We start from the raw sequence: 26,330 nt of genomic DNA on the forward strand, positions 1-26,330 counted from the left end.
GGCGGCGCCCCGTGCGCGGGATCCCCAGCCGGGATCCCGCGCACCAGCACCTGACTTCCGCACAACTGAAAGCGAATCCCATGCACCCCGTGCACCTGCGTTCTGCCGGCACCAGCCTCCTGCTGGCCTTCGACTCCGGCGAGGCCGAGATCGTCCACTGGGGCGCCGACCTCGGCGAACACCTCCCCGACCTGGCGATCCTCCGCGGGCCCGTTCCCCACTCCGCCCTCGACATGCCCGTCACCGGCGGGCTGCTCCCGCAGGCCTCCTCCGGCTGGGCCGGACGGCCGGGCCTGCGCGGGCACCGGAACGCCGACGGCGGCCCCGGCCAGGACTTCTCGCCGGCCCTGCGGGTGGTTTCCGCCCAGGTGCAGGAGGGCGGCCGCGGGGTGCTGATCATCCACCGGGATACCGAGGCCGGACTGGAGATCAGTTCAGAGCTCACCCTGCACCCCGGCGGCCTCCTGGAGCTGGCGCACACGCTGACCAACGGCGGCACGGCCGAGTACCAGCTCGAGGAACTGGCCGCGGTGCTGCCGGTGCCGCGGGACGCCACGGAACTGCTCGACCTCACCGGACGCTGGTGCCGCGAAAACCACCCGCAGCGGCACACCGTCCAGCAGGGCACCTGGGTCCGCACCGGCCGGCACGGCCGGACCGGCCACGATTCCTCGCTGCTGGTGGCAGCCGGGACCGCCGGCTTCTCCAACCGCCGGGGCCAGGTATGGGCCACGCACTTCGGCTGGAGCGGCAACCACGAGCAGTACCTCGACAGCCTCACCGACGGCCGGCGCATGCTCGGCGCCGCGGAACTGCTCGGCTCCGGCGAAGTGGTGCTGCACCCCGGCGGCACCTACCGGACGCCGTCGCTCTTTGCCGCCTACTCCGGCCATGGCCTGGACGGCATCACCGAGGCCTTCTACGACTGGTTCCGGGCCCGGCCGCAGCACGTGGACACCACTTCCGGGCGGGTCCGCCCGGTGGTGCTCAACACCTGGGAGGCGGTCTACTTTGACCACCGCCTCGAACCCCTGCTTGAACTCGCCGATTCGGCCGCCGGGCTCGGCGTGGAACGCTTCGTCCTCGACGACGGCTGGTTCCGCGGCCGCCGCGACGATCACGCGGGCCTGGGCGACTGGTATGTCGACGAGGGTCTGTGGCCCGAGGGCCTCACGCCGCTGATCGACGCTGTCACCGGCCACGGCATGGAGTTTGGCCTGTGGGTGGAGCCGGAGATGGTCAACCTGGACTCCGACGTCGCCCGTGAGCACCCGGACTGGATCGTGGGCCCGTCGGCGCTTTCCCACAAGGACGGCGGCAGGCTCGCGCACCCCTGGCGCCACCAGCACGTCCTGGACCTCGCCAATCCGGAGGCCTGGCAGTACATCTACGGCCGCCTCGACGCCCTGCTGCGCGAGAACAACATCGCCTACCTTAAATGGGACCAGAACCGGGACCTCACCGAGCATGGCCGCGCCGGCCGCCCGTCCGTGCACGAGCAGACGCTCGCGGCCTACCGTCTCTTCGACGCGCTCAAGGCGGCCCACCCGGACGTGGAGATCGAAAGCTGCTCTTCGGGCGGGGCCCGCGTGGACCTCGGCATCCTGCAGCGCACCGACCGTGTGTGGGCCTCGGACTGCAACGATGCCCTGGAACGCCAGACCATCCAGCGCTGGACCCAGGCCATCCTGCCGCCGGAACTCGTCGGAGCGCATATCGGACCGACCACCTCACACACCACGGCACGCACCCACGACATCTCCTTCCGCGCCATCACCGCGCTCTTTGGCCACTTCGGCATGGAGTGGGACATCCGCGCGGCCACGGCCGAGGAGCGGGCCACGCTGCGCCGGGTGATTGCGCTGTACAAGCGCCACCGCGCACTGATCCACTCCGGCAAGCGCGTCAACGCGGACACCGCCGAACCCACCTTGAGCGTTCACGGTGTGGTTGCGCACGACGCCGGTGAGGCCCTGTTCGCTGCCGTGTCCCTGGGGTCTGCCCCGGCTGAGGTCCCCGGACTGGCCTCGCTGCCGGGCCTTGACCCGAAGCGGAGCTACCGCGTCCGGGCCGAACTGCCCACGCCCCTCGACGGCGACTATGCACACGCCTTCACCCAGATCCAGCCGCCCGCCTGGCTGGAAGACGGGGCCGTGGCCTCCGGCGCCTTCCTCCAGCACGTCGGTCTGCCTCTGCCGGTCCTGAACCCGGAGCACGCCCTGCTCCTGCACGTCCAGGCCCTGTGATCAGCCCGGCGGCTGGATGGTCAACGTCCGTAGCCGGCGCGTGATGATGTCCGCCCGTGCAGCGAGGCCGCGGCCCAGGCGGACATCAGCAGTGCCAGCAGCAACAGTCCGGCGTCGCCCAGGTCCACAGACCCGAGCCAGCTGGTCAGCGGATCCCCAAGCCCAAACACCTCGTGAACGGCCCCGCTCAGGGTGATGACCGCAATGACGAGGGCGGACACCGCAGAAATGCCCGTAATAACGGCATTGAAGCCGAGTTTGCGCCGCGGATCCGTCAGGGCCGAGCGGTACATCCGCATCATGGCCACGCCGTTGATGGTGTCGCACAGCGTCATGGCCGCCGCAAAGGCCAGCGGAAGCGCCAGCAGCGCGAGCGGGGAAACGCCGGCCAGCGAGGCCCCCGTCGCCATGACCAGCAGCCCGATCGTGGTGGCGGTATCGAAACCCAGCCCGAAGAGGAGTCCGATCACGTAAATGTTTCGGGGATGTTGGACCCGGGCCAGCGGACGCGCGAGCAGCCGGGCCACGAATCCCCTCGCGGCAAGGTCCCCGTGGGAGATCGCGGCACCATTGCGCGCACGCCGGTAAACCTTAAGTGTCTGGAGGAAGGCCGAGCCGTTGAAGGCGCCCATGGCCAGCAGGAACAGCCCCGATACCCCGCTGCCGATCAACCCCAGCAGCAGGTTCCCGGGGGTCCCCTCCGCCATGAAGTTCCCCACCAGCGAGGCCCCGGCCACGACGAGCACCCCGGCCAAGACCACCACGGAGCTGTGGCCCAGGCTGAACGCGAAGCCCACGCTGACCGGATCGCGGTGCTCGGCCGCGAACTTCCGGGTGGAGTTATCGATCGCCGCGAGGTGGTCCCAGTCGTAGCTGTGCTTCACCCCAGCCAGGTATGCCGTCAGCACCAGCCCGATCCCCAGCGGCTGTCCGCCCCCGGACGCACCGGAGAACAGGAGAACGACGGCGGCAGCGTGCAATGCGGCCACCGCACCGAAGGTCACCAGCAGCCGAGTCCTCAGCGGCAGGTGCGCCCGCTGGCGGTAGAGCCGATGCAGCGCTGTCATCTGCTCGATGGTGGCCATCAGTACTTCCTCAAATCGAGGGGGTCCTGGCCGTACCAGCGTTTCCGCAGCAGGGCGGTGGCGGCTCCCAGAACACGCCTCAGTTCTTCCGTGCTGTTGGCGAGCGATCTCAGCACCAGCCCGGCCGTTCCCAGCACAGCGGCGGTGAGCGAAATGCCGGTATGGGCGCCGTAACCGGCGGTGATTTCGTGGAGTTCGTCGGCCAGGACTTGGTCCATCCGCGGGTCCACCACGATCAGCGACCCCAGGTGGCTGTAGCCCTCCATAAACGCCATGCCGGTTACGTCGCCCAGGGCCGGGCGGATGAGCAGGTTGTCCAGGGCCAGCAGTCCGGCCGCTTCCCCGCTCTCGACCCGAATCTCGGTCCGCAGCCGCAGCTCCTCGTACCGGAACGAGGCTCCGTCCGGCGACCACCCCGGCGTGATGATTTCGGCCATGATGAGGCTCGACGACGGCCTCACCGTAACGTGGGTATTCTGCCGGTAGCTGGCCTCCCGGTAGGCGATCACCTGGTCCGGGGCGAACTCCAACCGCGCCCCTTCCCCCAGCCGCAGCCTCATCCGCTGCTCGGCAAAGGACCCCGGAGTCCGGTAGATCTTGGTGGCCGACTGCGTCGCGAGCAGCAACTTCGCCCCGTCCGTCACCTCCACATCAGTCACATAAAGGTCGGCCCCCAGATAGGCCCCGCCCGGATTCACGACCACATAACAGACCTGCCCGGAGTCATCCAAGTAGTGCGGCCGCAAAACCCGCAAGGCCCCGCGATGGTACTGATGCGTGGCGACGGAACGTCCTGCACGCTCGGCGACCACGAGTTCGAGCTCCCCCATCGGTTTCCGGGCGCTCTGGCTGGGTCCGGCGGCTTCACCGGATTTGGGGCCGTGCCCGTCCCCAGCCGCTCCCAACTCTCGCAAGCTCGAGTCGGGGCCCTCGCGGCGGTGGGCCCCCCGCGGTGCCCGCCACGCCGCGGCCCCAAAATCCGGCCTCGCCGCCTCAGCGATAAGGTCACCAGGACTGACCCCGAGAGCGCTCATGGCGCCAGGTCGAGCATCAGGACGTCACGCCGCACCCAGTCGATGACGCGCTCCAGGCCCTCGTCGGTCTTGAGGTTCGTGAAACAGAACGGTTTCTCGCCCCTGAACTCCTTGGAGTCCCGTTCCATGACGGAGAGGTCCGCGCCGACGTGCGGGGCGAGGTCGGTTTTGTTGATGATGAAGAGGTCGGCCTTGATCATGCCCTGCCCGGCCTTGCGCGGGATTTTCTCGCCCTGGGCCACGTCGATGATGTAGATGGAGAAGTCCACGAGCTCAGGGCTGAACGTGGCGGAGAGATTGTCGCCGCCGGACTCCACAAAGATCACCTGCAGATCCGGGTGCCGCTTCTTCAGCTCCTCGATGGCCGCCGTGTTCATGGAGGTGTCCTCGCGGATGGCGGTGTGTGGGCAGCCGCCGGTTTCGACGCCGATGATCCGGTCCAGCGGGAGGATCCCGTTGGCGGCGAGGATCTTGGCGTCCTCGATCGTGTAGATGTCGTTGGTGATGGCCGCCATGGAGATGTCCCGGCTCATGTGGCGGGTGAGGCGCTCCACGAGCTGGGTCTTGCCGGCACCTACCGGGCCGCCGATGCCGATCTTGATGGGCTCAGACATATTCTTCTCCAGACATATTTCTCGTACAACATTTTTCGTGCAGATCAGCTAGCTCATGAACATGCGGGCGCGCTGGCGTTCGTGCCGCATCTGCGAAATTTCGAGACCGGGGCTGACGGCCCCAAAGTCGTCAGGCGTGAGGTGGCCGGCCCGCTCGGCCGCGGCAGCGACGTCGTCGGCCGCCTTCCGCAGGATCCGCTGACCGGCGTTCTGCCCCAGGGGGATCGCCCGGACCGCGTTTTGCGTCAACGACGTGACCGAGGCGAACAAGTAGGCCGCCAAGGCCTCGCCCAGCGGGACAGCCAGGGAACGGGCGATCACTGCGAACGCCAGCGGCTGGTGCCCAGCGGCACGGCCGGAAGTCACCAGCTCCCGGTACTCCACCTGCCCAGGGGACGGAAAAATCTCGGACCCGATCTCCAGCAGCCGGGTCCCCATCTTGATGCTGGCTTCGCGCAGCTGCCGTGGCAGGAGCTGGGCGGTCAGCAACGTATCCAGTTCGGCAACAGAATCACCCTCGTACAGGAACCGGATGGCCAGGGAGTCCGAGTAAGTCAGCTGCTGTGAAATGAACGCCGAAAGCCACACCCCAAAGCTGACTTCATCCCGCACCAGTCCGCGCTCAATGTAGCTCTCAAACCCCAGCGAGTGAGCAAACGCCCCGGTAGGCAATGCGGAGTCAGTCAGCTGCTGCAATGCGAGCTGGTAGGACGCGGCGGCGGCGGGTGAAGGGGGCCGCGGCGTGGCGGGCACCGCGATGGGCCCACTGCCGCGAGGGCCCCGACTCGAGCTTGCGAGAGTTGGGAGCGGCTGGGGACGGGCACGGCCCCCTTCACCCGCTGGCGCTTCTGGCGCAGGATTAGTGGCTGTGATCGGCATGGCGGAAGGGGACGGGCATCACGCGCTCCTGGCGGTCGTAGGGGGCTCCGACGTGTTTGAGATAGTCCTCCACGGTGTGGTCGTACTGGCAGACCATCACCTCTGCCCCATACTCCGAGGACGCATCGAAGAACTGGGCCTGCAGGTGGCGGTTGCCCAGGGAGTGCGCCACCACGCCCATCTCGTGGATGGAGCGCGGTGCGATCACCAGGACATCTGTGGGCAGCACCGACACCACGATCATGTTGTTTCCGGCCACGTGCAGGATGTCGCCGTCGCGCAGGTCCCCGGAACCGGCGGGGAGTCGGATTCCCAGTTCCTTCCCATGATCGGTAGTGACGCGCTGGATGCGTTTGACCAGCTGGGCGCTGGGCAGCACCACCTTTTCCCGGTGGAGCCCACCGTACGGGTCCGGACCGGGAGGGACGTCGTGGGTGTTGCCAAGTACCTTTTCGATGATCATGGTCGTCTCCTCTGAAGCCTAGAAAAGGAAGTAGCGCTGGGCCATGGGCAGGACGTCAGATGGTTGGCACGTGACGTCCTCGCCGTCGACCGTCACCCGATAGGTTTCCGGGTCCACCTCGATGTCCGGGGTGGCGCCGTTGTACTTGAGGTCCGCCTTGGTGAGGCTGCGGATGCCGGACACCGGCCGGATGACCTTCTCCAGTCCGAGCTCCGCCGGGACCCCGGCGTCGATGGCGGCCTGGGAGAGGAAGGTGATGGAGGACTGCTGCAGCGCCTTGCCGTAGGCGGCGAACATCGGCCGCATGGTCCGCGGCTGCGGAGTGGGAATGGAGGCGTTGGCGTCCCCCATGAGGGCGTAGGCGATCTGGCCGCCCTTGAGTACCAGTTCCGGCTTCACCCCGAAGAACGCCGGATCCCAGAGCACCAAGTCGGCGAACTTTCCGGCCTCCACCGAGCCGATAGAGTCCGCCATGCCCTGCGCGATGGCCGGGTTGATGGTGTATTTCGCCACGTAGCGCTTGAGCCGGAAGTTATCGCTCTCCGCCCCCAAACCGGCAGCGGCGCCGTGGCTGCCCCCATCAGGATCCTTCAGTACGCCGCGCTGCTTCTTCATCTTGTCCGCCACCTGCCAAGTGCGGATGACCACTTCGCCTACCCGGCCCATGGCCTGCGAGTCCGAGGACGTGATCGCGAAGATGCCCAGGTCCTGCAGGACGTCCTCGGCGGCGATGGTCTCGGCGCGGATGCGTGAGTCCGCGAACGCCACGTCCTCCGGGATATCCGGGTTCAGGTGGTGGCACACCATGAGCATGTCCAGGTGCTCTTCGATCGTGTTGCGCGTGTACGGCAGGGTGGGGTTCGTGGATGCCGGCAGGACGTTGGGCAACCCGGCCATCTTGATGATGTCCGGCGCGTGCCCGCCGCCGGCGCCCTCGGTGTGGAAAGTGTGGATCACGCGGCCGTCGATGGCCCGGATGGTGTCCTCCACGAAGCCGCACTCGTTCAGGGTGTCGGTGTGGAGGGCCACCTGGACGTCGTACTCGTCCGCGACCTTCAGAGAGGTGTCGATCGAGGACGTGGTGGAGCCCCAGTCCTCATGGACTTTCAGCCCGATCGCGCCTGCGCGGATTTGCTCGGCCAGGGGCTCGACGGCGGACGCGTGCCCCTTGCCGAACAGGCCGATGTTGATCGGGAGCCCTTCGGCGGCCTGCAGCATCCGCTGGATGTGCCATTTGCCGGGCGTGACGGTAGTGGCCTTGGTGCCTTCGGTGGGGCCCGTGCCGCCGCCCACCATCGTGGTCACACCGCTGCACAGGGCGGCGGAGACCTGGTCCGGGGAAATGAAATGGACGTGGGAGTCCACGCCGCCGGCCGTTAGGATTTTCCGCTCACCGGCAATGATCTCGGTGCTCGCGCCGATCACGATGTCCACGCCGTCGGTGATCTGCGGGTTGCCGGCCTTGCCGATCCGGAAGATGTGGCCGTCCCTGAGCGCGACGTCGGCCTTGTAGATGCCGGTGTAATCCAGCACCACCACGTTGGTGATCACGGTGTCCGGGACTCCGCCGCCGGAACCAATACCGCCGTCACCGTCCCGCGTCACCTGGCCGTTCTGGCCCATGCCGTCGCGGATCACCTTGCCGCCCCCGAACACCACTTCCTCGCCGTAGACGGTGAGGTCTTGCTCGATCTCGAGGAACAGCTCGGTGTCGGCCAGGCGGATGGCGTCGCCGGTTGTCGGGCCGTAGAGGTCCGCGTATTGCCTGCGGGACAACTCGAAACTCACTGGGCCTCCCCTGCCTGTCCGGTCTTCTGGAGTTCGCCGTTGACTGCATTGCTGAGGCCGTAGACTTCGCGGCGGCCCGCGAGCTCGATCAGCCTGACGGTCCTGCTGTCCCCCGGCTCGAACCGCGCGGCCGTGCCGGCCGGGATGTCCAGCCGGCGTCCGTAGGCGGCCTGCCGGTCGAACTGCAGAGCGGAGTTGGCTTCGGCAAAGTGATAATGCGAGCCCACCTGGACCGGCCGGTCGCCGGTGTTGGTCGCTGCCACCTCTACCGCCTCACGGCCGGCGTTGATCACCAGCGGCGCGGAGCTGAGGACGTATTCTCCCGGAATCATGGAGGCTCCTAGCGGATCGGATCGTGGACGGTAACGAGCTTGGTGCCGTCCGGGAAGGTGGCCTCGACCTGGACATCGTGGATCATTTCCGGCACGCCCTCCATTACGTCGTCGCGGCGAAGGAGGGTGGTTCCGTAGCTCATGAGCTCCGCCACGGTCCGGCCGTCCCGGGCGCCCTCGATCAGTTCGTAGCTGATCACCGCAACGGCTTCTGGGAAGTTCAGCTTCAGGCCGCGGGCCTGGCGGCGGCGGGCGAGGTCCGCCGCGACCACGATCATGAGCTTTTCCTGCTCACGGGGCAAGAGATGCATGACGGAATCCCTTCAAGAACCAGCCGGCTGGCGGACCGCACGTGCTGCGGTGTGACCAGCGTAGGCCGGTGAGATTTCCTGCAGGTTTCCGGCGCCCGTGAACACCTCCGGAGTTAACCGCTATCCGGTGATCCGCCAGTGCGCCTGGAATTCGGGGTGGTCCGCGTACGGCAGGGCCAGGGTGTGCAGGGAGAGCGTGGTCCATTCGATGACGTCCGGCACCCATCCGGCGTCGGCGGGTTCCTGGCTGACCAAGACGGCCAGCACGGACTGGCGGGCGGATTCAATGATGCCGATGAGTTGGCGCTTGGCCTCGCACTCGCGGAGCAGGCGTCGTTCATACCACTCGCCGGAGACAGCAAGCGTGGGGTCGCCGAGCAGTTTCAGGGCGGCAGCTTCGTCTTCTTTGATGCGTGCGGTCAAGAACTCGACGATGTCCACTCACCGATGCTATGTGCGCCGGTGCCCACACGGCTACGGCCTGGCGTTTGCCCTTTTTCCTCAGGCCGGCACAAGCCTCGCTTGTTAGGGTGGATGAATGAAACGACGTCTCGCCGCCCTTGCCGCTGCCGCCTTCTTGATCGCCCTTACCGGCTGTGGCCAGGTGCAGGGTGCTGCCGAAAAGGCCGTCAACGACGGGGCGTCACAGGCCACGACGGCGGCCGGCAATGAAGTAAAGAAGCAGGCCTGCGCCCTCGTGGAGAACGGCCTGGTCAGCGCCAAGGACAAGGAACTGCTGGGCGGTCTTGTCACCAGCGCGGAAGCCGCGGGTGCTCCCGCTGAGATCACCACCCCGCTGCGCCAGATCGCCGACTCCGGCGACCAGGTTCCGGCCGAATCCGTCAAGGCCCTTCAGGACGCCTGCGCCAAGTAGCCTCCGCCGGGAGCGGGCAGTGGCCTAGCGTTTCCCCTTTTTCCGGGATCCCTTGCCGCGGCCCTTGTCCGGGTTGGGTGCGTAACGCTGCGCCACCTTGGGCTTCTTGGCGGCTCCGGTGCCGCGCCGGTCCGGCTTCGGCTCCCGTTTGGGTTTCTCCTGCTGCGCCGAGGGCTGGCGGGAGCTCGCCGCGGTGCGTCCGCGGACAATCCCGATGAATTCCTCAATGACCTCGTCGGTGGCGTCGCTGGGCCAGGCCAGGGCGATCTCCGTGCTGGGCGCCCCCGTGAGTTTCCGCGCCACGGTGTCCTTGACGTTGAAGTGCCGGGCCACGGACATCGGCAGGATCACCAGCCCGGCACCGGACGCCACCACCTGCAGGGCCATCGCCGGGCCGCCGAGGTCCTGCGCGTCGAGGAAGGTCTCTGCCGACAAGTCCGCCAGGTCCACTTCCTCGAACAAGGAGATCTCGTGCCCCTTGGGTGCCACCACCACAGGCTGTTCCTCGTAGAGCGGGATCACGCTGAGGCCCTCGCGTTCCACCGGGAGCCGGACAAAGCTCAGGTCCGCGGAACCGTCGCGGAGCACGGACAGCTGCGCGCCGTCGTCGGACATAAAGGAGTGCAGCGGAACATCGGGCATGCGTTCCTCCCAGCGGCGGATCCATTTTCCCGGTGTCACACCGGCGACGTACGCGAAGCGCAACTCCCGCCCAGCTGCTTCTGCCGGGACGGCAGCGGGTTCGTCGGGGGTCTGGGGTGCTTCTTCTGCTGCGGACACATGTTCACAGTACCGTCCGGGGTGGCGCGGGGGTCTGCCCCGCTGGCGGTAGGGTGCTGGTTGGTCCTGGTTTGGTGCCCCGCGGCGCTCTGGCCGGATACCCTTGAACCATGACCTCTGCAAACTCCCAGTCCATGAAGCCGGCCACCGTTGCCAAGAAGCTTGGCATCTACCTGCCGGCGACACCCCAGGAGTTCCAGGATTCGACCATCACCCGCGCTGATTTTGCCGAACTCCAGGCCAACCCGCCGGAGTGGCTCGCGGAACTGCGCCGCAATGGCCCGCACCCGCGCCCCGTGGTGGCGCAGAAGCTCAACGTTTCCATCGCCGGCCTGGCCCGCGGTGGTGTTGAGGAAGCGCTGACGACGGCGGAAATCACCGCACTGCTCCAGGCTCCCCCGGCCTGGCTGGTCGCCGAGCGCGCCACCCACGCCGCCGTCCGCGCCGAGGCCCAGCGGGTCAAGGACGAGGCCGCGAAGAAGGACGCCAAGAAAGCCCGCGCCAAGGCCGAATAGCGGCACGCGCTTCCTCCCGGCCCCATTTTCATCCCGCCGACGCAAGACTATGCTCGCGGAATGAGTCGGGGCCGCCGGCCCGATCCCTCTCCGTATCCCAATCCACCTGCCACCGGCGGAGCATCGGGAAGGAACAGGCCATGGCCTTCAAGATCGGATATTTTGTCGGGAGTCTCTCGAGCAATTCCATCAACCGCACCTTGTCCAAGGCCCTGATCCGGCTTGCACCTGCGGAGCTGGAGTTCACGGAGATCCCCATCAAGGACCTGCCGTTGTACAGCCCGGATTTTGATGCGGCCTTCCCACCCGTTGGTCAGGCCCTCAAGGATGCCGTCGCGGCTTCCGACGGCATCCTGTTCGTCTCGCCGGAATACAACCGGTCCATCCCCGGAGCGCTCAAGAACGCCATCGACTGGGGATCCCGGCCCTGGGGCACCAACTCCTTCGCCCGCAAGCCCACCGGGATCATCGGCGCCTCCCCCGGCGGCATCGGCACGGCCGTGATGCAGTCCTCGTTCCGCAGCGTGCTGAGCTTCCTCGACGCGCCGCAGCTTAATGCGCCGGAGGCGTACATCCGCTTCGTCCCGGAGGTCTACGGCGAGGACGGCGAGGTCAAGGACGAAGCCACGGCCGGCTTGCTGCGCCACTACATGGAGGAGTATGCCTCCTTCGTGGCGCGGGTCCTGGCCGCCAACGCGCCGGGCCATATCGGCGACGAGCACCCGGACAAGGACAAAGTGAGCCGCTAGGCCCGGCCCGGGGTGCCGGTCCGGCAGCTAGTCCTGGTGTAGCTGCACGAAGTTCCCGCAGCCGTCATCCAACACCACGCTGGTCCCGGCGGGCCCTTCGGACGGTTCCCCCTGGAACATCACGCCCTTGGCCGCCAGCCGCTCGTATTCGGCGCGCACGTCCGGCACGCCGAAGACGATCGCTGGGATACCAGCGTCGTGCAGGCCGTTCATGTAGGCCGCTCCGATCGGGTTGTCACTGGGCTCCAGCAGCAGTCCTGCGCCGCCGGCACCGTCCGGATCCTTGACGATAAAGAGGTTGTGCTCCGGCATGGCCATCAGCGTTTCGAAGCCCAGCGTGCCGGTGTAGAACTCATGGGCCGAGGCCGGATCCTTGACGTGGATACTGCACATTTTCAGTCGCATGGCCCCAAGGCTACGCCGGGAGGCCCCGCGGTGGAACCGCGACGCGGCCTTCGTACCGGGCCTTGGCGGTCGGCGTTCGCGGCCGGCATCGCCCCGTCCCGGCAGGCATTGACGGCCCCGCCGCCAGGGATTCCAATGGAACTAGCGGAACAGCGCCCGCCCGGGACCGTTCCGGGGAGGTATGCAATGACGCTTTCACTATCCGGTGCCGTCGCGGCCTGGCAGTTCCTCACCCTCGCCATCTTGGTTGCCGGGGCGGCGTTCGCCTCGGTCTATTTCGCCCGCAAGCATCTGGCAGCCAAGGACGGACACTCAGAAGGCGCGGACGGCGCGTTTTGGGATATTTTCGCCGGACTCGCCGTCATTGTGCCCGCCATCGTCCTTGCCTCCTCAACGTGGCCCTGGGCCGGCCTGGCACTCGGGGTGCTGGCCGCGATGGCGGCCCTGGCGGCGCTGGCAGCGGCACCCCGGCTGCTCCGCCGCCAGGATTCCCGCCGGGCCAGCCGGGAGACCCGGCGCATGAACGAGGCGGCCGCCGCACGGCACCGGAGCGCCCTCGCCCGGTGGCAGCAGTACGAACTGGATCCGGGGTTCTCGATTGACTATCCCGCGATGAGCGATCCCCGGCGGCCGGAAACTGCGGCCCTGATCCGGGCGATTAAGGCCGCCGAGCGCCTCGGCGGCCGCGCGGACCGTGCAAGCACGGATGCCGCCTACGCCCCGGCTGTGGAACGGCTGGAAGATGCGCTGGCTGCCGCCGAACGCGCGGCAGGCGTCAGCCCCGCCGGTCCACCTGGCCCGGACCACGCGCACCGCTGAATCGCGGAATTGCCGATCCAAGCAGTTCCCGGCAACCTCGGAAAGGTTCCATCATGACTGACATCACGATCATCGGCAGCGGCAACATGGCACGGGCGATCGGCACCCGGGCTGTCGCCGCCGGCCGTTCCGTCCAGGTCCTGGACCGGACGCCGGAGAATGCCGCCAAGCTCGCTGCTGAACTTGGCGGCAACACCAGCCCCGGAAGCCTGAGCGAGGTTCCCGAGGGCGACATCGTCGTCCTGGCGCTGTACTTCGGCCCGGCCCAGGAAGTCGCCACGCACTTCGGCGATACACTCAGCGGCAAGACCGTTGTGGAGATCAGCAATCCGATCGACACCGAAACCTTCGACTCGCTGGTGGTCGCCCCGGGGACGTCGGCGGCCGAAGAAATCGCCGCGCTGCTGCCGGGCGCACGGGTGGTGAAAGCCTTCAACACCACCTTCGCCGGCCCGCTCGGCTCCGCGACGGCAGGCGGCCAGCCGATGGATGTGTTCATCGCGTCGGACTCCGAACAGGCCCGTAACGAGGTCGCGGTCTTCGCCGAAGCCGCCGGGCTGCGTCCGCTGCAAGTGGGCGGACTGCGCCACGCCCGTGAACTCGAGGGCTTCATGCTGCTGGTCATGGCGCTGCAGGCCAACCCCGTGTATCCGACCTTCAACTGGGGCACCGGCCTGAAAATCATCGACTAGCGGAAGCTGGGCCGTTATGGACTAGTCCGTTGTGCCCGGCCAGAGGGAGCCGGTGTTCCTCAATGGTGGGGGGACTCTACCGACTCGTTCCCGGAGCTACCCGGGTTGCCGAACCAGGCTGGGCCGGTTCCGGCGAGACCCAGGACGCCAATGGCGATCGCCGCCACAACCGGGAGCGAGCGGATGTGGGCTGACATCGACAGGCGTCCGGGGAGCCGGTCCTTGTCCCGGAGCAGGGCAACGGCAGCCAGCAATGTGCCCAGTTCCAGGACGCCGGCAGCAATGTCCGGCAGGCCGGCCGATTCGGGGGTGCCGGCGGCTGGTCCGAAAGGCAGTCCGACAGTCCGGGAGCACAACCACAGCGCCAGCGGAACAATCGAGACTGCCGCGACGGCCAGGAGCACGGCGCGGTGCCGCCGGCGGCGGAGCAACAAGAGGTCAAGGGCAAGCTGGGCTGCAGTGAGAATTGCGAAGAAGACACCGGCGGCGGCCCACTCGCTAAGATGCTCCGGTACGACTGCAGCGTGGATGGCCGCGCTGCCGGACAGCGCTGCAGCCAGAAACAGCCGCCGGTGGTCAATTCCCCCGCCGCGAGAAGTTCGCCGCCGGGCGCTGCTGACGTCCAAGCGGCCGCCCCGAATCGCCATAACCCAGCCCACCAGAACAAGGTTGGTGACCACGAGTATCCCGCTGCCAAAGCCTACGGCGCGGATCTGGAGCGCGAGCGACGCCTCCTGTTGCTGCGCCAGGCAGCTCCCGTTCGCGCAGGTATGGCTCATCGAGTCAATCAGCTGCAGCTGAGAAGACTGCAGCTGGTAATCGTAGGCCGAACTGACCGTGATGAGTGCAACGCCGACGGCGGTTCCGGCCGCAGCGATCAGCAGCGCCGTCAGCAGCATGCCAGACCTGCGCAGCACCGGCCCGAATAGATGGAACGCCAGCGCCAGGGCCGCAAGCACCGCGAAGACGAACACCGGCAGAACCAGGGTGGACTCAAGCAGCCAGCTCGCGAATGGCTCCTGCGTGCGTTCAACGGCCCCCGCGGCACCGCGCAGCGACATCATCCAAAAGCCGTCGGCGTAGGCCATCACAGCCGACAGGGAGACCACCGTCAACCACGGAACAGCTGGCCGGGCCGGGACCGAGCCGCTGCGTTCGATGTCGGAGTTGGAGAGCCTAGTGTTCTCGATCATCTCCCGCTGCCTCGCATATCCGTCGCCGGAACCGGTGGCCGTCTGGTGCAACAAACCCCGGCCCCATGGTTCGTTAGAGGGCGGGAGGCCGTCATGGTGTGATCTCCCAACCGAACATCATGGCGTGGTCCTCGTGCGCAAGGTTGTGGCAGTGCGCCACGTACGGCCCGACGAAGTCCCGGAACCCCCGGTAAAGGATCACAGACTCGTTCGGGTCGAGCGCCGCCAGGTCTTCTTTCGAGACGTCGTCGGGATGCCCGGCATCTGCTGTACGAGTCACGTCCTTGCCGTTCCGCATGACGGTGCGATGCTCCTCCATGTGGAGGTGGAAGGGGTGCACCCAGCCGCCGCCGCCGTTGCGGACCTCCCAGAGGTTGAAGCTGTTCTTCTTCGGCGCGGCCAGCGGCGTCGCGCCGGCGTTGTTTCTCAGGCTCCTCGCCACCTTCGTCGGGTCGAAAGGTTTGCCGTTGATGAGCCACTCGGTCTCGCCGCCCAGGGCGCCGCGCTTCACCTCGAAGATCAGGCGGTTGTCCAACAGGTTCCGCCAGTTGCTCGGCAGCGGCGGCAGCGGACGCATGGCCGTCGGGATCTGGCTGTCATCCGGCGCGCTGTCACCGATCACGAACTTCAGCAGCGGCACCTTGTATGCCGGGTCGGGGAAGAAACGGGAGGAGTTGGACCACATCCGCCCGTTGGGCATCTTCATGACGTTGGTGAGGTAGACGACGTCGCCCTTGGTGGTCGGCGTGCCGTCCTGGTACCTGGTGAAATCGATGATCACCTCGCGCCGCTTGGCCGGCCACAGTTCGAACGAGTCCCGCTTGATCGGGAACGGCAGGAGCCCACCGTCGGAGGCGATCTGGGTGAACTGCATGGACTGCTGGCCGTCCGGGATGCGGTACTGGCCCTCGAGTTCGTCATCGACGAAGCCGAGCGACGCCGACGACTTAGGACCCTGAGTAGAGCTCATCAGCTTGAATTCGTAGATCCTCGAGACCGAGGCGTCAAGGAACCGGAAGCGGTACTTGCGCCGCTTCACCTCCAGTACAGGGAAGGCCGTGCCGTTGACTGTGCAGATGTCGCCCACAAAGCCGTGGTTGGGGAAATGCTTGTAGAACGTCTTGCCCCACCACTCGGGGTGCTTGGCCGGGTTCTTGGCGGCCGGGAAATCGCCCTGCACGTCGTGGAAGTCCTTGTGCACCGTGTCGCCGTCGTCGAGGCGGAAGTCCGAGAACGCCAGCGGGATGTCGTACTTGACGTCGAAGGACCCGTCCGAGTTGTTTTTGCGGACGCCGGGCAGCCGTAGGCCCCGCCGCTCGTCTCCCATGTCCAGGCCGTTCTTCGGGTCGTAGATGGGGTACAGGCCGACCAGGCCCTTGTATACGTTCGAGCCGGTGTGATCCATCGTGTGATCGTGGAACCAGAAGAAGCTCTGCTTTTCCCGGTCGTCGCCACCGGCAGGCCAGTTCAGGTACAGGTTGTCGACGAACATCTTCGGCCTGAAGCCCGGGTGCTTCGGCCCGGACACCATCGAGTAGTGCGGGTTGCCGTCGCTCTCGGGCGCCGTGTGACCGTTGTGCAGGTGGGTCAGGAAGGACCAGTCCGGCGAGCCAAAATCCTGGCGGTCGAGATTCAACGGGTTCTCGTCCAGATGGTTCTCGAAGCGGACCAGCGCCGGCTTTCCGTACTCGGCGTTGATCATCGGCCCGGGGAAGGTGCCGTTGAAGCCGTGGATCGTGCTGGGCGGCAAGGTCCGCTTCGTGCCGGCCGCAAAGGTCCTGCCGGATGAGTCGAACGAGACCGTCGGCTGGCCCTCCGAATCGATCGGCAGCACTTGCGACTTGGTGAAGGAATGGGTCCGGAGCTGCACGTCGATCTTGTAGACGATCGGGTCCGGATAGCCGATCTGGCTCGGCCAGATCTGATGCCGCTCGTTGCGCAGCGAGTTCTGCTGACCCGGTCCGGGCCCCGGCGGCTTCGGCCAGGCGCTGTACACCGACCTCGGCACCGGGGCGAGCGCCTTCGGGATGAGCAGCGGGTCGCTGAACGGCGAGAGGATCAGCGGGCTCGTCGGGAACTTCTCAATGTAGAACAACACGTCACCGAGCGCTGCCGACGTGGCGGCGAACGCCCCGTCTGCCGTGAGCAGACCCCTCTGCGCGAGAAATGGCACTCCCAAGCCCTGCGCGGCAACCAGCGCGGCACCGGCACCTCCGGCCGCGCCCAACCTGAAAAGGGTCCGGCGGGACACCCCGCCTGCGTCTGCAGCTTCCTCCACCATCAGTCCGGGCCCCCTTCGGGTGGGCCCGAAAGGCCGCCGTCCCCTGCCGGTCGATCCCCAAGTTGAAGAGTGATCATGAGGAAACTCCCTACGCTGTGGACTCAGCTTCGCTACGCCCTCCGCCGCTGACACCATCACTATGGGATGCAGACCTTTGGAAACACTTGGTTGCAACGAAAGAAGGTCCCCCTCCGGGCAGCCTTTGGAATGTGTGCCTACTTTCCAATGGCTGCCGGAGGGAGACCTTCCCGGAACCGGCAGTGGACTCAGTGCCCGGTGGTGAGGACCTTGCCCTTGAAGAACTCGGGACGGACCTTGGCCATGACCAGCATGAGCACCACACCCAGCAGGATGACGCCCATGCCCAGGATGAAGACCAGCCCCACGCCCCCGATGGACGACCCTGATCCGTACGCGGGATCCATGGAGTCGTAGGCGGTCTTGACGAACATGACCAGCAGGATGACGCCGCCCACGAGAGGCGCGAGGAACTTGAAGAAGAATGCCCTCGCTCCGCTGAAGGCCTCTGCGCGGAAGAACCAGACACAGGCCAAAGCGGTAATTCCGTAGTAGAAGCAGATCATCATGCCCAGGGCCGTGATGGTGTCCCACAACGCGTTTTCCGACGTGGTCCGGGTGATGACATAAAACGCGGCGGCGGCCACGGCCGAGGCGATCGTGGCATAGCTCGGCGACTTGTACGTCGGACTGATCTTGCCGAACTTCTGCGGCAGGGCCTTGTAGTGGCCCATGGACAGCAGGGTGCGCGCCGGCGAGACGAAGGTGGACTGCAGGGACGCGGCGGAGCTGCTCAGGATGGCCAGGGACATCAGGATCGCGAAGGGGCCCATCACCGGCCCCGCCAGGACGGCGAAGATGCTGCCCTGGTTCTCCGGGTTTCCGGCGCCCAGCCCGGTCTCGCCGACGCCGGCGTAGCTCAGTGTGGCCAGGGCAACTGTCATGTAGATGATCACGATGACCAGCACGGTGATCGTGGCGGCGCGGCCCGGTGTCTTCTCCGGGTTCTTGGTTTCCTCGTTCATGGTCAGCGTGACGTCCCAGCCCCAGTAGATGAAGATGGACAGCGAAACGCCGGCGGCGAAGGCGGAGAAGGATCCCACGGCGAAGGGGTTAAACCAGTCCGGGGAGATTGCAGTGGCGTCAAAGGCGGTTCCGTTGGCGACGTGGCTGAACGCAGCGATGGAGAACCAGGCGAGGACCAGCAGCTGGAATCCCACGAGCACGTACTGGACGGACTTGGTGGTTTCCATGCCGCGGTAGGAGATCCAGCACGCGAGGGCGATGAACACCAGCGTGGTGGCGATATTCAGCGGCAGGTTCGTGGTGAGGTCGGCGAGTTCGGGATTGCCGAAGATCTGCGCCAGCATGAGGTAGAAGAAGTCCACCGCGACGGCTGCCAGGTTCGAGAGCACGATGATGGTCGCGGCGATGAGACCCCAGCCGCCCATCCAGCCAATCCAGGGCCCGAACGCCCGCGAGGCCCAGGTGAAGGAGGTGCCGGCGTCGGGCATGGCGTTGTTCAGCTCCCGGTAGCCGAAGGCCACCAGCAGCATGGGGATAAAGCCCACCAGGAAGATTGCCGGCAGTTGCACGCCGACCTCGGCGACGGTGGGGCCCAAGGCCGCCGTGAGGGTGTACGCCGGGGCGATACAGGAAATGCCGATGACGACGGCGCCGATGAGCCCCACCGAACCGGCTTTCAGGCCTTTCTCACTCAGTCCGTGCTGCTGTTCGGTGTGCGATCCGGTGGGCTGTCCTGTCTGCGACGGGTTGGGCATCGCATGGTCTGCGCTCATTGTTGTGCCTCTCGGGGTGTGTCATTCGACGTTGAATGATTGAGGTGCTTGAGTTCATAGTCGCCCGGGACCACGATCATCGGCACCGGCAGGGCGCGCAGGATGCGGCCCGCTGTGCTGCCGAGGAAGATGGACCGGCCCTTGGCAAGCCGGCTGGATCCGATCAGCAGGACCTCGCCGTCTTCCCAGTCCAGGCGGTCCACGGCTTCCTCGATGCTGCGCCCGTGGGCGACGACGACTTCCGTCTTCGCTTCCACGTGGGCTTCCGGCCCGCCGCCCGGCAGGGCTTCGGCAACGCGCTTGGCCGCATACTCCCTGGCAGCATCGGCCGACTTGGCCCAATCGCCGCCGTCGAGCGCCAGTAGCGACACCACCCGCAGCGTAACGTCCCGGTTCGCGGCCATGCCGAGGGCAAGATCGAGCAGCTTCTCGGCGCCGGCCCGGGCACCGAGCCCGCAGCTGATCCGGGTCAGGGCCTCCTGGCGGTGGTAGCCGTGAGTTGCCAGTGCCACCGGAACGGTCGAGGAGTGGAGCAGGGCGCTGGCCACCGACCCGATCGTGAACCGTTTGAAGATCCCGCTGGTGGTCGCGCCGATGACGAGCATGTCCGCCCCCAACTCGTCGGCCGCCTGGATCAGCGCGTGGGCGTCGGAATCATCAATGCGGATGTGGGCCTCGACCGGGACACCGGGCGGAACCAGCGACAGCGCCTGGTCGAGCCACTCCTGGGCCTGCTCGGTGAGCAGGTGTTCGAAGCCGGCCTTCGGCGCGACGGCGTGCCCGGACTGCTGCACTTCGGGCACCACCAGCACAAGGTCCAGGCTCGCTCCACGCCCGAGCGCCAGGGAGACGGCCAGATTGACCGCATCATGGCCTCTGGCATTGGCTGAGTACCCCACTACGTAACGCATCTGGCCGCTCTCCTAACTGAACTGGACTGAACTGTTGGGCGATTTCTACGGGGAAACGGACGCACGGTCCGCGGCGGCGACGATCCGGGCCGCCGTGAGCTGCCCCATCCGGACGGCGCCGTCAACATGCTGGTAGCCCTCGGCCGCGAGGTCGGAGCAGGACCAGTAGATCGGCCCGACCGGCGTCAGCTGGTCCTTGCCGTAGCGGTGCAGTCCGCCGAGGTCGTAGCTGGCGGCGTAGGCTCCGCGGGTCCATTCCTCGGAGCCCCAGTCGGATTCGTAGTAGACCTCGGGATCCAGGGCCTTTTCGCCAAGGAAGGACGCAATCGATCCGAGGATCGCGCGGCGGCGGTCCTCCGCGCTGAGCTCGAACATGGCGTCGGCCTTCTCATCCGAGACAAAGCCCACCAGCGTGCCGCGCGGGTCCTCGTGGTTCGTGTTGTCGTAGACCTCCTGCACAATGGCGCCGGCGCCGAAGGCGGTGCCGGACAGGCCGTCCTCACGCCAGAACGGCGTGCTGTACACGGCGTGGACCTTGATGACCAGGCCGAGTGACTGGTGCTGGTGCATCTGGTGCTGGCGGCGGGGCAACGGCGGGTTGAAGGACACCCGGGTGTAGAGGTTCGGCGGCACGGCCATGATGACGAAGCGGGCCTTCACCGTGGCCCGGTCAGAGATAGCGGTGACACGGTACCCCCCGCTCGCGTCGTCGGCCCAGTTGATGGTGCGGACCGGGCTGCCGAGGACGACGTCGTCGCCCAGTTCCGCGGCCTGCAGCAGCGAAACCTGCTGCATCCCGCCGACAACCCGCTTGTCCAGGATGAAGTCCTCATCCGTGAGGTTGCTGAAGGACCCGGCGGAGGCAGCCATCAGGACGGCCTGCAGGGCGGAGAAGGCGTGTGCCGGCTTGGTCAGCATGCCGCCGGCGATGAACAGGCCGATGTTGTTGCAGGCTTCCTCATCGGTTGAGTTCTGCCGCAGCCAGTGGTGGAAGGAAATGGTGTCCAGCTCGCGGGCCTTCGGGTGTGCCCACGGTTCTTCGGGCCCGATCTCCGCCGCGAGGGAATCGAGCAGGGCCGTGAGCTTGTCCATTTCGGCCGCGGTGGTTTCACCGACGGGGAAGGTGTCACCGGTGTACAGGGTGCGTTTGCCGTCCGCGCCGATGTAGACGGATTCGCCGTCTCGGTAGCGGGAATAGGTCTGCAATCCGAGCTCATCCAGGAGCCCCAGGAGCGCCGTCTGGTCCGGCGAGACCCACTGGCCGCCGATTTCGAGCATGGCCCCGTCAATCGTGTCGGTCCAGGTCCGGCCGCCCACACGGTCCCGCGCCTCGAGCACCGCCACACTCAGTCCGGCCTTCTTCAGCTCGCGGGCGGCGGTCAGTCCCGAAGGCCCGGCCCCTACGATGACGACGTCGCGGTCAAGTTCCAGCATGATGTCCTCTCCGTGGCCGCTAGAGTGATGCGGACCACTAAATGAATGCCGTTCATTTAGAATGATAGACCTTCCCTCCGCTTCAGGGAAGACCCACCGTCTGGTGAATTTCGCCCGTAAAGTTGGGGGCAGAATGGGCTAGGTCCCGGAACCGACAGCCAAGCAAAGAAGAAAGGCCCGGAATGACGGCAGCAACCAGCGTCCCCGCCGATCCGCACAGCCCGGCAGATCAGCACAGCCCCGCCGCCAACCCCCGCCGCCGCGTGGGCCGGCCCGCCGCGGCCGTGCTGGACCAGGACGGCATCACTGCGGCGGCCCTGCAGCTGATCGGTAAGAGCGGCTACGAAGGCTTCACCATGGCCGCGCTGGCCAGGACCCTCAATGTGGCCCCCTCGGCGCTGTACAACCACGTCTCCTCCAAACGGGACGTGCTGGTCCTGGTCCAGGACCACCTAACGTCGTTCGTGGACGTCACCGCCTTCGACACCGGGGACTGGGAGCAAGCGGTGAGGGACTGGGCCTGGAGCTACCGCGATGTGTTCACCAAACACACGCCGCTGATCCCCGTGATCGCTGTGCTGCCCGTGACCGATGCGCCCAAGACACTGGCCATGTATGAGGCCGTCAGCGCGGGTTTTAGCCGAGCGGGCTTTCCCCAGGAGCGCATCATCCCGGCCATCGTGGCGTTCGAATCCTTCATCTTTGGCTCCGCCTACGACGTCACGGCACCGGCGGACATCTTCGATTCCGGCACCATGGCCGCGTCGACGCCGCATTTCACCTCCGCCGTCCAGCGCCTGGCCGAGGACAGCCATGAAAAACCGGCCGACGTCGCCTTCAGCCTGGGACTCGAGGCGCTCCTCGCCGGCCTCGGGGCGCTGCGGGCGGCCTAGGGGCTTGTAGGTCACCGGGCCGGCAGATCCACTTGCATTCGGCGCGCTCGGATCGAATTCCGGGCATTCGTGGCCGGCCCTTGCCGCTCAACTGTCGTTTGCGTAAAAGCCACGGAGAACGGCTTCGAATATCGGCCGCAGCTGCTTCGGATGAACGGTGCCTTCGGTGGCCCGCAGGATTGCGCTGTCAACGTCAGCCAGGAAGGCATCAGGCGAAGCGTGTCCGTCGGGAACACGGATCAACCAAGCGAATCCACTGGGCCGCGGCGGGAGGCCGGCGTCCTGGAGGTAGGCGTTGATGTCGTCATCGACTCCTTGCCGGTCCGCGGCGGTGAAAGGCTCCTCGAAGTATTGCCGCTCTCCTGCGTGCTCCGTGTAGCCCGTGACGGTCCTTCCTGCGTCCGATGACGGATGGCGGCGCAAGTTCTCCATGCCGGCTGCCCAGCCCATGAGCGCTCCCCAGCCATTCTCGGGCAGCTCCACCCATGACGCCGAGGGTTCGGCTTCCTGAACGTCACTCCACATATTCACTCCTAAATAGGCAATGCTTGTGGCCCTGGCTCGACACTGACAGGGCCACGCGTGTTCACGCTAGGGAATTTGCAGATGGCCGTCCCGCGGCAGTCGAACGCTATCGCCGCCAGATTCGCGGCCCTGTACTTCGGGTAGCCTGCTGGCGTGAACGACGTCTGGGACAAGTTGTGTCCAGTCGTCGTGTCCGTCCACCGGACGTAAAACACCGTGGATCCGTTCTTCCGCGTCCGCGGTTCGAGGTAGGCCATGCCCTTTACTATGCGTACGGGTTCCCGACGGCTGTGGGACCTCAGCGGTTCGCGTGGGCGGGAATCCCGATGTGCGCTGGCGTGCCATCCGGACATGAGCGGACTAGAACTGCGCCATCGCGAGGTAGTTCTACTTGTGCAGCGGAAGCCCAGGCCAACACTCCCGGTTCAAATGACCAGAACACCACACGCCAAGACGCCGACCGGGCAGACACCACATCAGCCAAAAACCGCTCCGAACAACCGCTCAGCAGACGCTGCGTCCACCCCGCACCGAAGGGAGTTTCGGACACCGCCGTTTACTGTCCGGGGCGCTTTTGGACACGATTTCGGCCCTCGAGTCCGGTGTCCGCGGCGTGTCCGTGTCAAAGTGCCCCCGGACCGCATCCGCCGGGCGAGGCCAGGGGCACTCCTCGCCGGGCTCGGGGCGCTGCGGGCGGCCTAGGGGCCATTCGCGTCGCGCCGCAGCGGATTTTCCCCATTTTCAACGGCGCGACACCGCCACCCCCCGGCGGTTCGGTGCGACACGCCGGCCTGAGCCTTGCGAAGGTGGGGAAACCCCGACGCCGGATTCGATCCGACCAGGGTTGAACAAAAGGACCCCGGTTCAAGACCGGGGTTCTTTCGATTGCGTGCGCGAGGGGGGATTTGAACCCCCTTCCCTAGCGGCTCAGCCTGCACTCGGAGACGCAGGCTGCGGCTTAACGCGCGAACGTGCGCCGGTACGGGTTGGCCGCTCCCTCGAGTGCTGTAGGGCTGTCCACACCCGGTATTTCTTCACCCATTCCCACTACCCCAACAGGCGAGCACAATAAAATCCATGAAGACATCAAGGACGTATGTGCTGGTGCATGGTTCATTCGTCGGGGCCTGGTGCTGGTCGCGAGTCGTCCCTCTGCTGGAAGCTGCCGGGCATGAGGTTTACACGCCGACGCTCACCGGTGTCGGAGAACGCGCGGGCGAAGCGACCCCGGAGGTTGGGTTGCTGTCGCACATCGATCAGATCACCAGCCTTGTCGAGGCGAACGACCTTCGGGATGTCGTCCTGGTGGGGCACAGCTACGGCGGAATGGTGGTGGCCGGTGTCGCAGGCCGTGTTCCGGAGCGGATCGCGGGGATCGTGTACGTGGATGCATTCGTCCCAAAGCCGGGGCAGTCCGCCCTGGACATCTTGCCGTCGCTCCGGGACGCCTTTGCGAGCCTGGCTCTGCCCGAGCGTCCATGGCTGTTTGCGCCATTCCCGCTCGAGGCACTCGGAGTCGAGGACCCACAGCTACGCGAGTGGGCCGCGCCGCTGCTCACACCCATGCTGTGGAAGGCCGTCGACGAAAAGCTGCCCGACGACGCAGGAGATCTGAGCACCGTGCGAATCGTCTTCGTGCACTGCGCCCGAGGGCAGTTCTTCGATGACACCGCCATCGACTTACGGTCCCAGGGAATCCCCGTCCTGACCCTGGACGAGGGGCACATGGTACACCTCACTAACCCAGGGCGCCTTGCCGCAACGCTCATCGAGGCAGAGCATGAGCTCGGCGGACTGACGGAGTGACGTAGTCCCGCTCGTCGTTGAATTCGGTGGGCCAAGTGGGCCCTAGAACCACTGGCTAACGCATGACGCGGGAACGGTCGGGCCCCACAGCGCGCGGTCGCGTGAAGGGAGTCGTGTGGGCGAACAGGCGTCTGGCGGGGGTTAAACAAAAGAACCCCGGTCCAAGACCGGGGTTCTTTCGATTGCGTGCGCGAGGGGGGATTTGAACCCCCACGCCCTTTCGGACACTGGCACCTGAAGCCAGCGCGTCTGCCGTTCCGCCACTCGCGCGCAACTTCTTCCACTCGGATAGGGCCGGTTTCCCGGACCGCCAACCTCGTAAAAGCAGCGAGATCAAGCATAACGGACAATTGCCGGAAAACACCAATCGAGCCCAAGGGCTCCCTGATTGAGGTCGTTTACCGGCCAGGCATGCCCGGTCACCGGACGTCACGGCGGGGCCCTACGGGGCAGTCCCGGCGGCAATGTCCGCGCACGTCAGGGCGCGGTCGAAGCTCATTTCGACGTCGCCCCGGCGGCGTCCGTTGAGGCCATTCCCAGACACGCCCAGTAGTATCTGATGTAGGAGTGTCCGCTGAGCGCGGGCTCGCAAAAGTTGGAAACCGAGTTCCGGAACGAGCGCTGCCCTGCAGCGAACAGGAAAGGAGAAGGACCATGGGATTGCTGGACAAAGTCGAGCGCGGCATCGAAAAGGCCGTCCGCGGAGTCTTCTCCACCGGTTCCCGCGCCCAGGTTGAGCCTGTCGAGATCGCGAGCCGCCTCCGCACCGAGGTGGACAACAAGGCCATCACGATCGCCGCGGGACGCACCCTGGCCCCTAACGTTTTTGACGTACTCCTTAGCAGCGACGACTTCCAGCGCGCCCAGGAATGGGGCACACCGCTCGCGGAGGAGCTGTGCGACGTCGTCATCAACCATGTCCGCAGCCAGGGTTACACCCTCCAGGGCCCGGTCCGGATCAGTTTCCGCCGCGATGAGGAGCACCGCGCCGGGAATTTCGACATCACGTCGCGGACCGAGAAAGCCTCCGCCCCGTCCGTCCCGGCGCAGCCGGGCGTTCACGGCAACCTGCCGGCGGCTCCGACACGCCAGCCGGCACAGGCTCAACCCGTATTGGACATCGACGGCCAGCGCTATTCGCTGAACGCGCCCTCGATCGTCTTGGGACGGTCCTCGGAAGCAGACATCCTCATTGACGACACCGGCGTTTCGCGCCGCCACCTGGAAATCCGGACTGGGCCTGGTACGGCCCAGGCGATCGATCTCGGCTCCACGAACGGCAGCTACGTCAACGGCCAAAAGATCGTGGGCAGTTCGGAACTTGCTGACGGCGCCACGATCATGATGGGACGAACCAAAATCATCTTCCGCCTACTGCCCGCCCACCCAGGCGGCCGCGCATGAGCGAACTGACCATCACGGCCCTGCGTTTCGGGTTCCTTATCCTCCTGTGGGTGCTGATCTTCAGCATTGTCTCGGCCATGCGCCGCGATCTGATGATCGGCCGCAAGGCGGCGGCCGGGGCCCCCACCGCACGCCAGGTGCGCAGGAATCCTTCACTTGCCGAACCGCCACCGGCCCCCGTCAAACAGCAGGCCCGCCAGCTGATCGTGACCGAGGGACCGCTGAAGGGCACCACCATCGCCCTCGCGGCGAGCCCCATCCTCCTGGGCCGGGCACAGGAAGCCACGCTCGTCCTGGAGGACGACTACGCCTCGGGCCGCCATGCCCGCCTGTTCCCGCAGGGCAGCCGCTGGTTCATTGAGGATCTCGGCTCCACTAATGGCACGTATCTGGCAGACCAGCAGCTGACCCGGGCCCTCCCGGTGGAGCTGGGCGTCCCCGTGAGAATCGGCAAGACGGTCATCGAATTGAGGCCGTAGC

27 protein-coding genes and 1 tRNA gene are annotated in these 26,330 nt (G+C 66.5%); 10 read left to right on the forward strand and 18 right to left on the reverse strand.

What is annotated here, in order from left to right; genetic code table 11:
• Positions 1-80: 80 nt before the first annotated feature.
• On the forward strand, positions 81-2,246 hold the full coding sequence (locus tag AC1DZQ_RS09280) for an alpha-galactosidase (RefSeq protein WP_476963250.1): 2,166 nt from the start codon (positions 81-83) through the stop codon (positions 2,244-2,246).
• A gap of 20 nt (positions 2,247-2,266) precedes the next feature.
• Here the strand turns inward: AC1DZQ_RS09280 and AC1DZQ_RS09285 are convergent, their stop codons facing one another.
• The 9 genes from AC1DZQ_RS09285 to AC1DZQ_RS09325 form a co-directional block, all read right to left on the reverse strand.
• Complete coding sequence (locus tag AC1DZQ_RS09285) at positions 2,267-3,331, reverse strand: HoxN/HupN/NixA family nickel/cobalt transporter (protein WP_476963251.1); 1,065 nt, start codon at positions 3,329-3,331, stop codon at positions 2,267-2,269.
• Positions 3,331-4,161 carry an urease accessory protein UreD gene (locus AC1DZQ_RS09290; RefSeq protein WP_476963422.1) on the reverse strand — a complete coding sequence of 277 codons (831 nt, stop codon included), beginning with the start codon at positions 4,159-4,161 and terminating at the stop codon, positions 3,331-3,333. The genes AC1DZQ_RS09285 and AC1DZQ_RS09290 overlap by 1 nt, the downstream gene beginning before the upstream one ends.
• 200 nt (positions 4,162-4,361) lie before the next feature.
• Positions 4,362-4,979, reverse strand: a complete 618-nt coding sequence (gene ureG, locus AC1DZQ_RS09295) for an urease accessory protein UreG (protein WP_476963252.1) — start codon at positions 4,977-4,979, stop codon at positions 4,362-4,364.
• A 48-nt stretch (positions 4,980-5,027) separates the two neighbouring features.
• Positions 5,028-5,675, reverse strand: coding sequence for an urease accessory protein UreF (locus AC1DZQ_RS09300; protein ID WP_476963253.1), 648 nt, complete (start codon positions 5,673-5,675; stop codon positions 5,028-5,030).
• A gap of 163 nt (positions 5,676-5,838) precedes the next feature.
• The gene (ureE, locus tag AC1DZQ_RS09305; protein ID WP_476963254.1) at positions 5,839-6,321 is read right to left on the reverse strand and encodes an urease accessory protein UreE; all 483 of its coding nucleotides are present in this window, start codon (positions 6,319-6,321) and stop codon (positions 5,839-5,841) included.
• 18 nt (positions 6,322-6,339) lie between these two features.
• Entirely contained in the window at positions 6,340-8,109 is a 1,770-nt protein-coding gene (gene ureC / locus AC1DZQ_RS09310; RefSeq protein WP_476963255.1) for an urease subunit alpha, read from the reverse strand.
• Entirely contained in the window at positions 8,106-8,441 is a 336-nt protein-coding gene (locus AC1DZQ_RS09315) for an urease subunit beta (RefSeq protein ID WP_476963256.1), read from the reverse strand. The genes ureC and AC1DZQ_RS09315 overlap by 4 nt, the downstream gene beginning before the upstream one ends.
• 8 nt (positions 8,442-8,449) lie before the next feature.
• Complete coding sequence (locus AC1DZQ_RS09320) at positions 8,450-8,752, reverse strand: urease subunit gamma (RefSeq protein ID WP_476963257.1); 303 nt, start codon at positions 8,750-8,752, stop codon at positions 8,450-8,452.
• Positions 8,753-8,872: 120 nt separating this feature from the next.
• A complete protein-coding gene (locus AC1DZQ_RS09325) occupies positions 8,873-9,193 on the reverse strand; it encodes a DUF6221 family protein (protein ID WP_476963258.1) in 321 nt (106 codons plus the stop codon).
• Between the two features lie 97 nt (positions 9,194-9,290).
• Here AC1DZQ_RS09325 and AC1DZQ_RS09330 point away from each other — a divergent pair, with 97 nt between their 5' ends.
• Entirely contained in the window at positions 9,291-9,626 is a 336-nt protein-coding gene (locus AC1DZQ_RS09330; protein ID WP_476963259.1) for a hypothetical protein, read from the forward strand.
• Between the two features lie 24 nt (positions 9,627-9,650).
• On the opposite strand, the gene AC1DZQ_RS09335 is transcribed toward AC1DZQ_RS09330, so the two are convergent.
• The gene (locus AC1DZQ_RS09335; protein WP_476963260.1) at positions 9,651-10,406 is read right to left on the reverse strand and encodes a LysR family substrate-binding domain-containing protein; all 756 of its coding nucleotides are present in this window, start codon (positions 10,404-10,406) and stop codon (positions 9,651-9,653) included.
• A 110-nt stretch (positions 10,407-10,516) separates the two neighbouring features.
• Between AC1DZQ_RS09335 and AC1DZQ_RS09340 the strand changes: the two genes are divergently transcribed.
• Positions 10,517-10,921 carry a DUF5997 family protein gene (locus AC1DZQ_RS09340; protein ID WP_476963261.1) on the forward strand — a complete coding sequence of 135 codons (405 nt, stop codon included), beginning with the start codon at positions 10,517-10,519 and terminating at the stop codon, positions 10,919-10,921.
• A gap of 140 nt (positions 10,922-11,061) precedes the next feature.
• Positions 11,062-11,670 carry an NADPH-dependent FMN reductase gene (locus AC1DZQ_RS09345; RefSeq protein WP_476963262.1) on the forward strand — a complete coding sequence of 203 codons (609 nt, stop codon included), beginning with the start codon at positions 11,062-11,064 and terminating at the stop codon, positions 11,668-11,670.
• Positions 11,671-11,697: 27 nt separating this feature from the next.
• On the opposite strand, the gene AC1DZQ_RS09350 is transcribed toward AC1DZQ_RS09345, so the two are convergent.
• Complete coding sequence (locus tag AC1DZQ_RS09350; protein ID WP_476963263.1) at positions 11,698-12,075, reverse strand: VOC family protein; 378 nt, start codon at positions 12,073-12,075, stop codon at positions 11,698-11,700.
• Between the two features lie 186 nt (positions 12,076-12,261).
• On the opposite strand from AC1DZQ_RS09350, the gene AC1DZQ_RS09355 reads away from it, so the two are divergent.
• Positions 12,262-12,894 carry a hypothetical protein gene (locus AC1DZQ_RS09355; RefSeq protein WP_476963264.1) on the forward strand — a complete coding sequence of 211 codons (633 nt, stop codon included), beginning with the start codon at positions 12,262-12,264 and terminating at the stop codon, positions 12,892-12,894.
• Positions 12,895-12,947: 53 nt separating this feature from the next.
• Positions 12,948-13,586, forward strand: coding sequence for an NADPH-dependent F420 reductase (locus AC1DZQ_RS09360; RefSeq protein ID WP_476963265.1), 639 nt, complete (start codon positions 12,948-12,950; stop codon positions 13,584-13,586).
• A 59-nt stretch (positions 13,587-13,645) separates the two neighbouring features.
• Here the strand turns inward: AC1DZQ_RS09360 and AC1DZQ_RS09365 are convergent, their stop codons facing one another.
• The 5 genes from AC1DZQ_RS09365 to AC1DZQ_RS09385 form a co-directional block, all read right to left on the reverse strand.
• Positions 13,646-14,779: a hypothetical protein gene (locus tag AC1DZQ_RS09365; RefSeq protein ID WP_476963266.1), complete on the reverse strand. Its 1,134-nt coding sequence runs from the start codon at positions 14,777-14,779 to the stop codon at positions 13,646-13,648.
• Between the two features lie 91 nt (positions 14,780-14,870).
• Positions 14,871-17,060, reverse strand: a complete 2,190-nt coding sequence (locus AC1DZQ_RS09370; RefSeq protein ID WP_476963267.1) for a multicopper oxidase family protein — start codon at positions 17,058-17,060, stop codon at positions 14,871-14,873.
• A gap of 266 nt (positions 17,061-17,326) precedes the next feature.
• Positions 17,327-18,859, reverse strand: coding sequence for an APC family permease (locus AC1DZQ_RS09375; RefSeq protein WP_476963423.1), 1,533 nt, complete (start codon positions 18,857-18,859; stop codon positions 17,327-17,329).
• A gap of 14 nt (positions 18,860-18,873) precedes the next feature.
• Complete coding sequence (locus tag AC1DZQ_RS09380) at positions 18,874-19,788, reverse strand: universal stress protein (protein WP_476963268.1); 915 nt, start codon at positions 19,786-19,788, stop codon at positions 18,874-18,876.
• A gap of 45 nt (positions 19,789-19,833) precedes the next feature.
• Positions 19,834-21,222: a flavin monoamine oxidase family protein gene (locus tag AC1DZQ_RS09385; protein ID WP_476963269.1), complete on the reverse strand. Its 1,389-nt coding sequence runs from the start codon at positions 21,220-21,222 to the stop codon at positions 19,834-19,836.
• Between the two features lie 182 nt (positions 21,223-21,404).
• Between AC1DZQ_RS09385 and AC1DZQ_RS09390 the strand changes: the two genes are divergently transcribed.
• Positions 21,405-22,115: a TetR/AcrR family transcriptional regulator gene (locus AC1DZQ_RS09390; RefSeq protein WP_476963270.1), complete on the forward strand. Its 711-nt coding sequence runs from the start codon at positions 21,405-21,407 to the stop codon at positions 22,113-22,115.
• Positions 22,116-22,202: 87 nt separating this feature from the next.
• Here AC1DZQ_RS09390 and AC1DZQ_RS09395 read toward each other — a convergent pair whose 3' ends face one another.
• Complete coding sequence (locus AC1DZQ_RS09395) at positions 22,203-22,640, reverse strand: DUF5956 family protein (RefSeq protein ID WP_476963271.1); 438 nt, start codon at positions 22,638-22,640, stop codon at positions 22,203-22,205.
• 1,077 nt (positions 22,641-23,717) lie between these two features.
• Between AC1DZQ_RS09395 and AC1DZQ_RS09400 the strand changes: the two genes are divergently transcribed.
• A complete protein-coding gene (locus AC1DZQ_RS09400) occupies positions 23,718-24,446 on the forward strand; it encodes an alpha/beta fold hydrolase (protein WP_476963272.1) in 729 nt (242 codons plus the stop codon).
• A 187-nt stretch (positions 24,447-24,633) separates the two neighbouring features.
• Here AC1DZQ_RS09400 and AC1DZQ_RS09405 read toward each other — a convergent pair.
• Positions 24,634-24,716 (reverse strand) — tRNA-Leu (locus AC1DZQ_RS09405).
• A gap of 384 nt (positions 24,717-25,100) precedes the next feature.
• Here AC1DZQ_RS09405 and AC1DZQ_RS09410 point away from each other — a divergent pair.
• Entirely contained in the window at positions 25,101-25,850 is a 750-nt protein-coding gene (locus AC1DZQ_RS09410) for an FhaA domain-containing protein (RefSeq protein WP_476963273.1), read from the forward strand.
• On the forward strand, positions 25,847-26,329 hold the full coding sequence (locus AC1DZQ_RS09415) for an FHA domain-containing protein FhaB/FipA (protein ID WP_476963274.1): 483 nt from the start codon (positions 25,847-25,849) through the stop codon (positions 26,327-26,329). Before AC1DZQ_RS09410 ends, AC1DZQ_RS09415 begins: the two co-directional genes overlap by 4 nt.
• Position 26,330 lies beyond the last annotated feature (1 nt).

This window comes from Arthrobacter sp. P1_C12_2, from assembly GCF_056406415.1.